The 14,206-nt window shown below is 69.8% G+C and carries 10 protein-coding genes; 6 read left to right on the top strand and 4 right to left on the bottom strand.

Going from position 1 to position 14,206, the window contains the following annotated elements; translation table 11 throughout:
- Window positions 1-17: 17 nt before the first annotated feature.
- Window positions 18-4,862, bottom strand: coding sequence for a DEAD/DEAH box helicase (locus AB0J16_RS06660; protein WP_358535381.1), 4,845 nt, complete (start codon window positions 4,860-4,862; stop codon window positions 18-20).
- 89 nt (window positions 4,863-4,951) lie between these two features.
- Between AB0J16_RS06660 and AB0J16_RS06665 the strand changes: the two genes are divergently transcribed.
- Both AB0J16_RS06665 and AB0J16_RS06670 read left to right on the top strand, forming a co-directional pair.
- Window positions 4,952-5,440, top strand: a complete 489-nt coding sequence (locus AB0J16_RS06665; RefSeq protein WP_358436160.1) for a VOC family protein — start codon at window positions 4,952-4,954, stop codon at window positions 5,438-5,440.
- Between the two features lie 239 nt (window positions 5,441-5,679).
- On the top strand, window positions 5,680-5,874 hold the full coding sequence (locus AB0J16_RS06670) for a DUF3046 domain-containing protein (RefSeq protein WP_225290661.1): 195 nt from the start codon (window positions 5,680-5,682) through the stop codon (window positions 5,872-5,874).
- Between the two features lie 142 nt (window positions 5,875-6,016).
- Here the strand turns inward: AB0J16_RS06670 and AB0J16_RS06675 are convergent, their stop codons facing one another.
- The 3 genes from AB0J16_RS06675 to AB0J16_RS06685 form a co-directional block, all read right to left on the bottom strand.
- Complete coding sequence (locus AB0J16_RS06675) at window positions 6,017-6,295, bottom strand: hypothetical protein (RefSeq protein WP_358535383.1); 279 nt, start codon at window positions 6,293-6,295, stop codon at window positions 6,017-6,019.
- Window positions 6,296-6,508: 213 nt separating this feature from the next.
- Window positions 6,509-6,787 (bottom strand): hypothetical protein, encoded by a 279-nt coding sequence (locus AB0J16_RS06680; RefSeq protein WP_358535385.1) that lies wholly within the window; start codon window positions 6,785-6,787, stop codon window positions 6,509-6,511.
- An 11-nt stretch (window positions 6,788-6,798) separates the two neighbouring features.
- Window positions 6,799-7,146 carry a VOC family protein gene (locus AB0J16_RS06685; RefSeq protein WP_358535387.1) on the bottom strand — a complete coding sequence of 116 codons (348 nt, stop codon included), beginning with the start codon at window positions 7,144-7,146 and terminating at the stop codon, window positions 6,799-6,801.
- 398 nt (window positions 7,147-7,544) lie between these two features.
- On the opposite strand from AB0J16_RS06685, the gene recA reads away from it, so the two are divergent.
- The 4 genes from recA (at window position 7,545) to AB0J16_RS06705 (ending at window position 14,176) form a co-directional block, all read left to right on the top strand.
- Window positions 7,545-8,645 carry a recombinase RecA gene (recA, locus tag AB0J16_RS06690; RefSeq protein ID WP_357947004.1) on the top strand — a complete coding sequence of 367 codons (1,101 nt, stop codon included), beginning with the start codon at window positions 7,545-7,547 and terminating at the stop codon, window positions 8,643-8,645.
- A 1,071-nt stretch (window positions 8,646-9,716) separates the two neighbouring features.
- Window positions 9,717-10,193: a regulatory protein RecX gene (locus AB0J16_RS06695; protein ID WP_358535389.1), complete on the top strand. Its 477-nt coding sequence runs from the start codon at window positions 9,717-9,719 to the stop codon at window positions 10,191-10,193.
- Window positions 10,194-10,793: 600 nt separating this feature from the next.
- A complete protein-coding gene (rny, locus tag AB0J16_RS06700) occupies window positions 10,794-12,410 on the top strand; it encodes a ribonuclease Y (protein ID WP_358535391.1) in 1,617 nt (538 codons plus the stop codon).
- Between the two features lie 854 nt (window positions 12,411-13,264).
- Window positions 13,265-14,176, top strand: coding sequence for a hypothetical protein (locus AB0J16_RS06705; protein WP_358535393.1), 912 nt, complete (start codon window positions 13,265-13,267; stop codon window positions 14,174-14,176).
- Window positions 14,177-14,206: the final 30 nt, after the last annotated feature.

The following is a 14,206-nucleotide window of genomic DNA, read 5'->3' on the forward strand; positions in this document are numbered from 1 at the left end:
TCAGGCTTCTCGGTCGGTCAGGCGCGCAGGCGCAGACCTCGCGGCGTCGGGTGGAACCCGGCCTCCTCCAGTGCCGCCGCCAGTGGTGACTCACCGATCGAGGCGCCGTCGGCCCGCTCGACGGTCAGCTTCCCGAGCGCCCCATCCCGTACGGCCAGCGCCAGCGCGTCCACGGCCGGCCGCAGCCGCTCGTCATCGGCGAAGGACAGCAGCGTCTTGCCGCCCCGCTCCACGTAAAGCACCAGGAACCCGTCCACCAGCACCACCAGCGCGCCCGCCTTCCTGCCGGGCTTGTGCCCCACCTCGCCGGGATGCGCCGGCCACGACAGCGCCGCCCCGTAGGGGTTGGCCGGATCAGCCGCGGCCAGGACGACCGCTCTCCGATCGGCGGCCCGCCCGGATGGGCCCAGGTCGCCGGATGCCGGGCCGGCCGGCGCGACGCTCGGGGCCATCGCGCGCATCCGGTCCACCGCCCCCGGCAGCGCGAACTGCGCGCCCCCGAGCCCCTCGACGAAGTAGCCCCGGCGGCACCGCCCGCTCTCCTCATAGGCCCGTAGCACCTGGTAGACCGGCGTGAACCCGCCCGGCAGCCGTTCCGACGTCACCGCCCCGCGGGTCACCACCCCATGCCGTTCGAGCAGCACCTCGGCCTGGGCCTGCGCCCGCTGGGTGGTGTCCTCGGCGGGTGAGGGAAGCAGCCACCAGCGCCCGCCCACCGTGGGCGGCCCGCTCCTGCTCGGCAGCACGGCCCGCCGCCGGCGCGTGGTGGCCGGCCGATGTGCGGGCCGGCCCGACCCGAGCGTGGCCCGCAGCGGCGCCAGCGTGTCACCGGACACGCGCCCCGACCACACCAGATCCCACAGCGCCGACACCAGCGCCGCGTCGTCGAGCGAGCCGAGCTGGTCGGAGATCCCCCGGAAGAACAGCGCCCCGCCGCCGCCCAGCACGTCGAGCACCTGCTCGTGCACCGGGGTCATGGTGATCTGGCCGGGTTCGGGCAGCAACAGGGGAGCGGTGTCGGCGAAGTAGAGCGACACCCAGCCGTCGCCGCCGGGCAGCGACCCCTGGCCCACCCACATCACCTCGCCCGAGGCGGTCAGCTCGTCGAGCAGCGCCGGATGGTAGCCGGGCACGCGCGACGGCAGGACCAGCGTCTCCAGCGCCGACGCGGGCACGGCGGCTCCCTGGAGCTGCTCGACGCTGTGGATCAGCGCGTCCATCGCCCGCGCCGCGCCGCTGGTGCCGCGTGGTGCCGAGCCAGCCGCTCCGCCGCCGTCGGTGCCGCGTGCCGCCGAGCCGGTGATGCCGTGCCAGGCGGGCATGAACAGCGCGAGCGTCTCGGGCGGGACCGGTTCGACCTCTTTGCGCAGCCGCGCCAGAGACCTGCGCCGCAGCGTCCGCAGCACACCGGCGTCGCACCACTCCTCGCCCCGGCCACCCGGCCGGAACTCGCCGTTGACCACCCGCCCGGCCGCCGCCAGCCGGCGCAGGGCGTCGGTCACCACGGCCACGCCCAGGCCGAACCTCGCGGCGGGCGTACCGGCATGGAAGGGCCCGCGCGTACGGGCATGGCGGGCCACGAGGTCGGCCAGCGGGTCGGCGACCGGTTCCAGGAACGCGTGCGGGATCCCGACCGGCAGCGGCGCGCCCAGCGCGTCACGCAGCCGGGCCGCGTCCTCGATCGCCGCCCACTGCTCCTCGCCCGCGATCCGCACCTTGATCGCCCGGCGGGCTCGTTCGAGCTCTGTCAGCCAGGCCGGATCGCCGCCGCGCACGCTCACGTCGGGCGCGAGCAGTGGCCCGTGCGAGCGCAGCAGGTCGGCCAGGTCCTCGGCGTCACGCAACGGCCGGTCGAGCCTGGCCAGCTCGCGTTCGGTGTCGGAGATGACGTCGGGGTCGAGCAACTCCCGCAGGTCGGCCTCGCCGAGCAGTTCGGCCAGCAGGGTCATGTCCAGCGCCAGTGCCTGGGCCCGGCGCTCGGCCAGCGGCGCGTCGCCCTCGTACATGAAGGCGCCTATGTAGTGGAACAGCAGCGACGTGGCGAACGGCGACGCCTGCGACGTCTCCACCTCCACCACCCGCACCCGGCGCGCCGCGATGTCGCGCATCAGCGCCACCAGCCCGGGCACGTCGAACACGTCCTGGAGGCATTCGCGCATCGTCTCCAGCACGATCGGGAACGACGCGTATTGAGAGGCCACTCCCAGCAGGTGGGCGGCCCGCTGCCGCTGCTGCCAGAGCGGGCTGCGCCGGCCGGGCGTGCGGCGCGGCAGCAGCAGGGCCCGGCCCGCGCACTCCCTGAACCGGGAGGCGAACATCGCCGAGCCGCCCAGCTCCTCGGTGACGATCCGCTCGATCTCCTCGGCGTCGAACGCCGCCACGTCGGTGGGCGGCTCGACCAGCGTGTCGGGGATCCGCAGCACGATGCCGTCGTCGGAGTGCACGGCCTGTACGTCGAGGCCGTAGCGTTCGCGCAGCCGCCGGTTGATCGCCAGGGCCCACGGAGCGTGGATCCGCGCGCCGTAGGGGGAGTGGATGACGACGCGCCAGTCGCCGAGCTCGTCGTGGAAGCGTTCGACCAGGAGGGTGCGGTCGTCGGGGACGTAACCGGTGGCCTCACGCTGCTCGTCGAGGTAGGCGCGCAGGTTGCGGGCGGCGTAGTCGTCGAGTCCGGCCGCTCGCATGCGGTCGTTGGAGGTGTTCGCCGCGTGTTCGCGGAGGAACGCGCCGATCGCCTTGCCCAGCTCGGCCGGCCTGCCCGGCGCGTCGCCGTGCCAGAACGGCAACTTGCCCGGCTGGCCGGGCGCGGGGGAGACGAGCACCCGGTCGGCCGTGATGTCCTCGATCCGCCATGAGGTCGCACCCAGGACGAACACGTCGCCCACCCGCGACTCGTAGACCATCTCCTCGTCGAGCTCGCCCACCCGGGACGCCTTCTCGCCCACCAGGAAGACGCCGAACAGCCCGCGGTCGGGGATCGTGCCGCCGTTGGTCACCGCCAGCCGTTGCGCGCCCGGACGGCCCTGCAACGTGCCCGTCACCCGGTCCCAGACGACCCGCGGCCGCAGCTCGGCGAACTCCTCGCTCGGGTAGCGGCCGGCCAGCATGTCGAGCGTGGCCTCCAGCGCGGTACGCGGCAGCGTCGCGTAGGGAGCGGCCCGCTTGACCACGGCCTCCAGCTCGTCGACCGTCCACTCCTCCAGCGCGGTCATCGCCACGATCTGCTGGGCCAGCACGTCGAGCGGATTGCGCGGGTAGCGCAGCTCCTCGATCTGGCCGCTCATCATGCGTTCGGCCACGACGGCGGTCTGGATCAGGTCGCCGCGGTATTTCGGGAAGATCACTCCCTTGGACACCGCGCCCACCTGGTGACCCGCCCGGCCGATGCGCTGGAGCCCGCTGGCCACGCTCGGCGGCGCCTCCACACACGCGACCAGGTCGACGGCGCCCATGTCGATGCCCAGCTCCAGGCTGGACGTCGCGACGACGGCGGGCAGTCGGCCGGACTTGAGCGCCTCCTCGATCTGCGCCCGCTCCTCCTTGGACACGGAGCCGTGGTGCGCGCGGACGATCTCGGTGACCACGCCCTTGCTCGCCCCCGCCTGCGCCATCATCTCGGCGGGCGCCCGCCGAGGCGGATCTTCCGGTGGGGGCGTGCGCCTGGGCGCATCTCCCGGCAGCGGCGTCGGCCGGGATGGATCTTCCGAAAAGGGCGTAGGCCGGGGCGGATCTCCCGGCAACGGCGTCTCCCAGATCGACAGATCGACGGCTTCGGGACCTTGCACGCGTTCGTAGGCGAGCTCGTTGAGCCTGGTGCAGAGACGTTCGGCCAGGCGCCTGGAATTGGCGAACACGATCGTCGACGAATGCGCCTCGATCAGCTCGAACAGGTGGTTTTCGACATGCGGCCAGATCGACCGGCTGGACGGCTCGGGCTCCTCACCGTCGGCGAACCCCGGCCCGCCCGCGGAGGACCCCGGCCTGCGCTCCATCTCCGTCATGTCCTCGACCGGGACGACCACCTCGACCTCGATGACCTTGTCGGAGGGCGGCTGCACGACCGTCGCGGGGCGGGACCCGCCGAGGAACGCCGCGACCTCGCTCACCGGTCGTACGGTCGCCGACAGCCCGATGCGCTGCGCGGGCCGTTGGAGCAGGGCGTCGAGCCGCTCGAGGCTGAGCGCCAGGTGGGCACCGCGCTTGGTGGCGGCCACCGCGTGCACCTCGTCGACGATCACCGTCTCGACGCCCCGCAACGCCTCGCGTGACTGGCTGGTGAGCAGCAGGAACAGCGACTCCGGCGTGGTGATGAGGATGTCGGACGGGTGGGCGGCGAACCGCCTGCGGTCCTCGGCGGGGGTGTCGCCGGAGCGGATGGCCACCGAGATCTCCGGCACCGGCAGGCCGAGCCGGCGCGCGGTCTGCTTGAGCCCGGCCAGCGGTGCACGCAGGTTGCGCTCCACGTCGACGGCCAGCGCCTTGAGCGGCGACACGTACAAGACCTTGGTCTGCTTCTTGACCTGCTTCGGCCCTTGCTTGGGACCGGCGTCGACCTGCTTCTGACCCGCGTCGACCTGCTTCTGACCCGCGTCGACCTGCGTCGGACCCGCGTCGACCTGCGTCGGATCCGCGTCGACCTGCGTCGGATCCGCCGGAGTGGTGGGGTGGTCGGCGGCGGCCAGGCGGTCGAGGGACCAAAGGAAGGCCGCCAGCGTCTTGCCCGACCCGGTGGGTGCCACCACGAGCGTGTTGTCGCCGCGCGCGATGGACTCCCACGCGCCTTCCTGCGCACTCGTGGGCGCCTCGAACGCTCCGGCGAACCACTGCCTGGTGGTGTGGGAGAAATGTTCTAGCGAGCTCACCAGCACATACTGCCTCGTCGCACCGACAGAAAACTCATTGTGGCGGCGGTGCGAGATTGAGGCGGGGGCGCTGCGGACATAGAGCGAGCGTGGGCATCGACTACGCAGCCATTGAGAACCGCCGCGAGGACATCAGGGAGCGCTATCTGTTAGCGCACCGGCCGTCCAGTAGCGCGCGCGGCCTGCACCATTTCGCCCTGCTGTCGTCGGACGTGGAGCGGACGGTCAAGTTCTACCAGGAGCTTCTTGAGTTCCCCTTGACGGAGATTTTCGAGAACCGTGACTTCAAGGGCTCCAACCACTTCTTCTTCGACATCGGCAACGGCAACCTCCTCGCCTTCTTCGACTTCCCGGGGCTCGACCTCGGCCCCTACCAGGAGGTGCTCGGCGGGCTGCACCACATCGCGATCTCCGTCGACCCCGCCACCTGGGAGCGGCTGCGCGGCAAGCTCGAGGTGGCCGGCGTGCCGCACCAGATCGAGAGCGGCGCCTCCATCTACTTCAAGGACCCCGACGGCGCCCGGCTGGAGCTGCTCGCCGACCATCTGGGTGAGATGTACGGCTCGCGCGTGATGTGATCTACCGTCGCGACGCTCTACGCGTACGCGGTGTGCCCGCCCGAGGCTCCTGCCTGATGCCTGCGTGCCTTTCGGCTCTTTCCGATTTCTCCTGCTGTACGGCTAAGCGCTGGGTTAACCGGAGCTGGCGGCGCTTCTTTCGGTTGGCTTTGCACTCGGCGGACTTGGGCGGGGAGTGCTTGGGGGTCTTTGCCATGGGGGTGTCCTACCCACCCTTCCGGCGGTTCCATACTTGTGTGATGCGGCTGACCGAGTTCTGGAGACGGATGCGCGCCCACTTCGGGGAGTCGTACGCCGACTCGTGGGCCCGCGACTACGTGCTCGCCCCACTCGAAGGGCGGACGGTCGACCAGGCGCTGGCGGACGGCGAGAGCGCCAAGACCGTCTGGCGCGCGGTCTGCCAGGTCGAGAACGTCTCCTCCCGCCTCCGCTGACCTCCCGCCTCCGCTGACCTCCCGCCTCTACTGACCTCACGGCTCCCGGCTGACCTCACGGCCCCGGGCGGACCTCACGGCCCCGGGCGGACCTCACGGCCCCGGGCGGACCTCACGGCCCCGGGCGGACCTCACGGCCCCGCTAACCTCCCTGCTCGTCATCCTCCATGCTCTCTTTCAGTGAGCGGGCCGTCAGATGCAGGTCGTCGGCGGTGCCCTGACCGCCGGGCGACCACAGGAACTGCCACCCACGACCGGCGGGGGTGGCGAAAACGAGCGTCTGCTTGCCGGTGCGGGGATGCCACGCCCACAGCACTGGCTCCTCACCGCCCATCATGCGGCTCGCCAGCCCGTGACCGGGCAACAACTTGGCGAGTGCTTCCAGATGGGTGCGCCGTTCCCCGGTGTAGCCGCCCGTCAAGCCGCCTCCAACCCTCGCCCCTGCAGTGAGTCTCCCCAGCTCACCCCGCCTGACAACACCCGGAGGCCAACCCTCGTGAACATCACTTGACGGGATCTGGAGGTTACGCGGCGGTGTCCATGAGGGTCCGCACAAGAGCGTCCACACCCGCGTGATGGTGCGCTGGGTATCGGCGCGGAGGCCCTCGGGAGGGCGGGGGCCTCTTTCGCGTGCTCAGGATCCTGCGCTACCCAGCACACGCTCCGGATCGTCCAGCCAGATCCGCTGGCCCTCCGGCGTGACGGTGATGCCGTACCGCCGCCGGCTCGGCTCGCCCCAGGCGACCCGCTGGGCGTACGCCTGGAAGGCCTCATCCCACACCGGCCGGTCGCCGACCTGCTGAACGCCGTGTTCCGCGCTCCCCGGCCGCCAGGTGGCGACGGCCCACAGCGTACCTTGATCGGTATTCCAGGTGGAGCTGTCGTCTGCCGGCGAACGTTGAGCGCATGCCATCAAATTCCGATTCAGGGCGCAGGCATAGTCTCGCCTCCGATGCCTGTCTCGTTGCCGTCAGCGTCACGGAAGACCCACTTGCAGACGTTGCCGTGCTGCTCCATGTCCACCGGCCGCAGGCCGCGCCCTGCGATCCGCTCCACCTCGGACGTCGGATCGTCCAGCCAGATCATGCTCACGCCGCCGCCGGCGCGAGCGGCGTCCTCGATGACGTACACGTACCGGTCCTCGGCCAGTTGCCACACCGCTTCGACGTCGTTGGGCCAGAACGCCGGACCCCTGCCGAGAAGCCTGGTGTACCACTCCACGGCACTCTTGCAGTCGCGGACAGGGATGCCCGCGAAGATCCCCACTGCCACGATCGGATCTCCTCTCGCCACAGGGCCGGGAAGGTCCAGCCCACCAAAGGAATAGACTCCGCGCGTCTGCGGAAATCATCGCGGTCCGCGTCAGGCGCGCGGGGGGACCGCCTCGTCCGACCCCTGTGGGCAGACGCTCTGGCCTGCACACTTAATCTTCGATGTCACGAGCTCGCGTCCGTCAAGGTTCATCGGCACGCGCTCAACGTTCGGTGTAGGGGGACAGGAGCCGTTTGCGTGGGGCATTACCGCGTGTTCCTGCTGTGATCGAACAGCCGTTCGGCTAGGATGTAATCCGCCAGGCCACGCCCTCCCAGCGGCGACTCCGCAAAACTGTCGGTGGCAGGCCGTAGCTTTCACTCGACTGATCGGACCACAACCCTCCAGGGGGAGTTCCCATGGCTATCAACGACCGCGAGAAGGCCCTCGAGACCGCCCTCGCTCAGATCGAGAGGCAGTTCGGCAAGGGCTCCGTCATGCGCCTCGGCGACGACGCCCGAGCCCCCATCGAGGTGATCCCCACGGGTTCGATCTCCCTGGACGTCGCGCTGGGCATCGGCGGATTGCCGCGTGGCAGGATCGTCGAGGTCTACGGCCCGGAGTCCTCGGGTAAGACCACGATCGCCCTGCACGCGGTGGCCAACGCCCAGCGCGCGGGCGGCATCGCGGCGTTCATCGACGCCGAGCACGCCCTCGACCCCGAATACGCCAAGAAGCTCGGCGTCGACACCGACGCTCTGCTCGTCTCCCAGCCCGACACGGGTGAGCAGGCGCTCGAGATCGCCGACATGCTGATCAGGTCGGGCGCCGTCGACATCATCGTCATCGACTCGGTGGCCGCCCTGGTCCCCAAGGCCGAAATCGAGGGCGAGATGGGCGACAGCCACGTCGGCCTCCAGGCCCGCCTGATGTCCCAGGCCCTGCGCAAGGTCGCCGGCGCGCTCAGCAACACCGGCACCACCGCCATCTTCATCAACCAGCTCCGCGAGAAGATCGGCGTCATGTTCGGCTCGCCCGAGACCACGACCGGCGGTAAGGCGCTCAAGTTCTACGCCTCGGTCCGCCTCGACATCCGCCGTATCGAGACGCTCAAGGACGGCACGGAGGCGGTCGGCAACCGCACGCGGGTCAAGGTCGTCAAGAACAAGATGGCCCCGCCCTTCCGGGTCGCCGACTTCGACATCCTCTACGGCGTGGGCGTCTCCCGCGAGGGCGGCCTCATCGACATGGGCGTCGAGCACGGCTTCGTCCGCAAGTCCGGCGCCTGGTACACCTACGAGGGTGACCAGCTCGGCCAGGGCAAGGAGAATGCCCGCAACTTCCTGAAGAACCACCCCGACATGTCCAACGAGATCGAGAAGAAGATCAAGGACAAGCTCGGCGTCGGCCCCCGCTTGGACGCCCCGGCCGAGGCACCCGCGGCCCCGGCCGCCCCCGCCGCCGCTCCCTCGGGCCGCGGCGCCAAGGCCGCCGCCACGCCGAAGCCCGGTGACGTCTGATCAGTCGCCACATGAGTGACTCTGATCGGTCGTCGGATGAGTGACACGGACCCGTCGCAGGCGCCCCATTCCCATGACTGGGGCGCCTGGCCCGACCTCCCCACTCCACCTCCGGGCCGCCGCCGCAACTCCAGCGCCAACCTCTTTCCGCGGTCATCAACCCCGGAGGACACCTGGCCCTCCGAGCTCTCCTCGGACGACTCACCTCGAGGTCGGAAACCATCCCGGAGGAAACGGTCCAGCGGGAGGCTGCCCGGCGGCGACTCGTCCGATGGGAGGCCGCCTGGCGGCGAACCGTCTAGCGGGAAGCTGCCCGGCACCGAGCCGTCGGGTAGGAAGCCGTCCGGCGGGGAGCCGTCGGCAGGGTGGCCGTCGCTCAGCGAATGGCGCCAACGGTCCCGCTCCTCGGCCGAGCCACCCCCGGCCGAGCCACCCTCGGCCTACACGTCCCCGGCCCAGCCCGCTCATGCACCTGCCGATCCGAGCTCCGAGCTGGGCGCAGCATCGATCGCTGAGTCGTCCGGTGATTCGGGCGGCGGACAGAACGACGAGCGGCTCTCAACCGCGCCCCAAGAAACCGTCTGGCGGCCTGCCCAGGACAACTCACTGCCCACCGCAGGCAGGGCGGCTCCCCAGGGCGACGACGTGTCTCGGCCTGCTCAGGACAACTCAGTGTCCACCGCAGGCAATGCGTCTCCCGGGGGCCAGGACGTGCCTCCGCCTGCCCAAGGCAATTCATCGTCCACCGTGGACAACCCATCTCCCCGAGGCGACGTGCCGTTCTCCCAGGACGGCCTGTCGTCCGGTGCGGGCACCCACAGCGGTCAGTTCGAGGGCGGTTCCTATATCGGTGGCCAGGCCGGTGGCCACGCCGAGGATGATCCGTACCAGGATGATCCGTACCAGGGCGGCCGACGTGGGGAGAGGCGCTCCGGTAGAGGACGGCGATCGGGAGGGCGGGGTGGGAAGGGGGCACGTTCGGCGGGCTCTCGGGGGCGTGCTGGGTGGCTTCCCGACGGACCCGATGAGGGGTCGGCCGCCGGTGCGGCTCCCAACGCCGACCCTGAGTCGGTGGCTCGGGCCATCTGCCTCCGTCTGCTGACGATGGCTCCCAAGACGCGAGCTCAACTGGCCGAGGCGCTCCGTAAGCGTGACGTACCGGATGAAGCCGCGGAGGCGGTCCTCGACCGCTTCTCCGAGCTGGGCCTGATCAACGATGAGGCATTCGCCGAAGCCTGGGTCGACTCCCGCCACCACGGTCGTGGGCTCGCCAAACGCGCCCTGGCCGCGGAGCTTCGCCACCGCGGCGTCGACTCCGAGACCGTCAACGAGGCCGTGGACCGCCTCGAGCCCGACCAGGAGCTCGAAACGGCGCGCCGCCTCGTCGAACGCAAGCTGTCCTCAACCCGCGGCCTCGACCCCCAGGTCCGCACGCGCCGCCTCGCCGGGATGCTGGCCAGAAAGGGGTACGCCCCGGGACTGGCCTTCCGCGTCATCCGCGAGGCACTGGAGACGGAGGGCGTCGAAATCGAGGACGACTTCTCCTGACCTCCACACGGCCCCGCCCGCACCGGATCACTCTCCTCACACACGTTCCACACCGGGGTGCGGTTCGTCGGGGTGGGGTGCCGAGTCTCTGGGGCGGGTTGCTTGGTTTCTGGCGGTGCCGGGGTGCGGGGCTGTCCGAGGGGTGCCCGGCCCCTCGGGTGAGGTGTTCGGGCTCTGGCGGCAGCGGAGGCGGGCCTCTTTCTGGTCGGGCTCGAGGTTTGGTGGGAGGGCGTGCGTAGTTGCGTGCGGAGCGGCATTTCGGGGCAGAAGCGGGAAATCTGCCTCAATGAAGAGATGCAAGCCCGTAAGACACGCTTGATGACTCGTTTGCTTGCTCGTGACTTGTTCGACGCATAACCTCGACGGCAGTGAGGAGTTACTCCGCGCAGTGCGGATTGCCATACCGGTGATTGACGGACGAACGAGCTCGGTGGATCGAGGCAGGCGAGGTGTCGGCTATCGCAGTCGACGCCCGGTCAGTCTTGGTTGGATATCGGTCGTGGTGAAGATGCCGATTGGGCGATCAGCGCCGCGCATGTGACCCCTCCCGTTTTGAGGGCGCGTTACGAGTCTTGACGACGCGAGGAGGGCGGGGAGCACATGGGGCCGCTTGTCGTGGTGCTGTCGGTGGCGGTGCTCCTGCTGGCGTTCGGGATGATCGCCGCGTTGCTCATCGTCGTCCGCCGCACATCGGGCAGCGGTTCGCGGGTGCTCAAGCCGAGCCCTGAGCAATTGCAGGCCGTGCACGAGGAGCTTGAGCTGGCTCGTGAAGAGGCCGGGGAGATCCGGGGCAAGGCCGAGTCCGATGCCGAGGAGATCCTGCGCAGGTCGGCGGCCGCCGCCGAGAGCGCGGCGCAGTTGCGGCGCGAGGTCGAGGAGGAGGGGCGGATACTCAAGGCCGAGCTCAAGGAGCTCCGGGCCGACCTCGAACGCAGGGAAGGGCGGCTGGCCGAGCGCGAGCAGCGGCTCGACGAGGAGGCCAGGCGGCAGGCCGAACGTGATCGCAAGCTGGGCGAGACCGAGGTCGAGCTGGCCGACAGGCGCGCGGAGCTGCTGCAGGTCGAGAACGAGCGGCGGGTGATCCTCGAGCGCGTCGCCGGGCTCACCGGTGAGCAGGCCAAGAGCGAGCTGGTGCGCGAGATCGAGAACCAGGCCAAGCGCGAGGCCGCGCTGATCGTCAGGGAGATCGAGGGCGATGCGCGCAAGGAGGGCGAGAAGCGCGCTACCAAGATCGTGACGCTGGCCGTGCAGCGGATGGCGGCCGAGCAGACGGCCGAGTCCGTGGTGAGCGTGCTGCACCTGCCCGGTGACGAGATGAAGGGCCGGATCATCGGCCGTGAGGGGCGCAACATCCGGGCGTTCGAGTCGACGACCGGCGTGAACCTGATCATCGACGACACACCGGAAGCGGTGTTGCTGTCGTGTTTTGACCCGGTACGCCGGGAAACTGCCCGGCTCACACTGGAGAAACTGGTACTCGACGGCCGTATTCACCCCCAGCGCATCGAGGAGGTGCACGAGCGCAGCCGTGCGGAGGTGCAGGACCTGTGTGCGCGGGCGGGTGAGGACGCGCTGGTCGAGCTGGGCATCACGGACATGCACCCCGAGCTGACGCTGCTGCTCGGCCAGCTCCGATACCGCACCTCCTATGGACAGAACGTCCTCAAACACCTCATCGAGTCCGCGCACATCGCCGGAATCATGGCCGCCGAGCTCAAGATGGACCAGTCGCTGATGAAGCGCTGCGCCCTCCTGCACGACATCGGCAAGGCGTTGACGCACGAGGTCGAGGGCAGCCACGCGCTGATCGGGGCGGAGATCGCCCGCCGATACGGCGAGCAGGAGGACGTGGTGCACGCCATCGAGGCGCACCACAACGAGGTCGAGGTCCGTACGGTCGAGGCCGTGCTCACGCAGGCGGCCGACGCGATCAGCGGCAGCCGTCCGGGTGCGCGACGGGAGTCGCTGGAGGCGTACGTCAAGCGGCTGGAGCGGCTGGAGGAGATCGCGCAGTCGTACGACGGGGTGGAGAAGGTGTTCGCCATGCAGGCGGGCCGGGAGATCCGGGTGATGGTGAAGCCGGACGCGATCGACGACATCCAGGCGCAGGTGATCGCGCGGGATGTGGCCAAGCAGGTCGAGGAGGAGCTGACCTATCCGGGGCAGATCCGTATCACCGTCGTCCGAGAGTCGCGAGCGACCGAGTTCGCGCGCTGAGGTTGGCGATCAGTTCGCGATCAGTGCATTCCATGCTTTCCGCGCTGAAAGTCACGAGCAGTTTTCTGTGCGGCGTGGGGTGGGAGACGAGCCGTCTGTGCGGCGTGGGGTGGGAGACGAGCCGTCTGTGCGGCGTGGGGTGGGGGGCGACCTGTCTGCCCGACCTGGCGGTTAGAGGCTCTTTTGGGAACCCCCTCGGGCTGATCGCCGCACTGCGTGCCGTTGGCCCGCTGGGCTCGCCGTAGATCGATGCAGGCCAGTGTGGATATGACCCGCCTCCGGTGGGGGCTCAGGCTCTGGGATGGCCGTGATCACCTTGCGCGGGTGGTTGGTGGGTGCCGTGCGGCCCGCCTTCCCGTCCGCCGTCCCCAAGGCGAGCGGTGGGCGCCGACGCGCGCCACGGCGGTCGAGGACGCCCACGGGGCTTCTGAGACTCTCGGCCCTCATCGAGGGTGGACAGAGTTCTGGGGCTGGTCGCGCGACCCGAGCGGGGCCGTGGAGGCCGCCGTGATTGACCATACTTCATTGAACAGAGTATGGTTGCCGGGCGCGTCAGAGAGATCCACATTGGCGCTGATCGTGATAGTCGCGTCCACGGCCTCCGACCGGGGCACAGGGGACGGGCCGCAGCAGGTCAAGGCGGGCGACTGTTGCGGCAGCGCTCGGCGCCAGCCGCGAGGGTCGCTTGCGCCCGATCCGCACGACCTGCCAGATCGGACGGTGGCCGGTTCGTACGCGAGCCACGGAAGAAGTAGATCACGCGCGCCGGCGGGAGCGCCGGACGCCACCACGAGCCGTACAGGTGCCTGGGCGGTCGCGTGCGCGCGTGACGGTGACATACGGGGAGACCGACCATGAACACCATCAGAAAGACCGTCTTAGCCCTGGCCGTGACGGCCGTGCTCGGCGGCTGCGGGGGTAACGCCGAGCCACCTGGGAAGAGCGCTACACCTCCCTCGAAGCCGGCCACGATGGCACAGGAGAAGAGGCGCCAGTTCGAATCCGTCAAGGCGGACTGCATGAAGCAGAAGGGCTTCAAGTACATCGCCTACGTGCCACCGGAAGATCCCGACACCGACGAGGAGCGTAAGCGCAAAGCCGGTGACTATGAGGCGTTGAAGGCCCAGCGGGCGAAGTACGGCTTCGGGGTCTTCTCGGTATATGTCCACCCGAAGGGCCCAGACAGCCCCGACAACATGCCCGACCTCTCAGGGGCCGACCCCAACGGCAAAATCTGGACGAAGCTCTCCCCGGCTCAGCGCAAGAGCTACTGGAAGGCCGTGGGTGCCTGCATCGTCGTCGCGGCCAAGCAGGCCCTCGGCAAGAAGGTGAGTTCCGATATGGATCTGTTGGAACAGGCCGACGCCGTCTCGAACAGGGCGTACGAGCGCGAGATCGACGGCGACGCCGAACTGGTCAAGCTGGCATCGAGCATGGCCACGTGCCTGACAGGCAAGGGATACAAGGTCTCCGACACAAGGCCGTCGGAACTGCAGCAGCGCGGCTGGCGTGCGTTCCTCGATCAGGAGGACCAGATCGGTCGCCAGCAGCGCGAGGACGTTCCCGACGTGCCGTCGCCCCCCAAGAAGGGCGGGGTCAAGCGGACCTTCGGGGCCACGCTCACGCCCGCCCAGGCCAAGCCGTACCTGGCCAAGGAGGTCAAGGCCGCGCTGGACGATCTGGAGTGCGGCAAGGACTTCTATCGGGTCTACACCCCCAAGTCGGAGGCCATCGAGCAGAAGATCGACGAGGAATTCGGCAGCTGACGCGGTCGACCTCTGCGCGAAGGGGAAGCG

The sequence above is a fragment of the Nonomuraea sp. NPDC049750 genome (genome assembly GCF_040659625.1).
In the GTDB taxonomy this organism is placed as follows: Bacteria; Actinomycetota; Actinomycetes; order Streptosporangiales; family Streptosporangiaceae; genus Nonomuraea.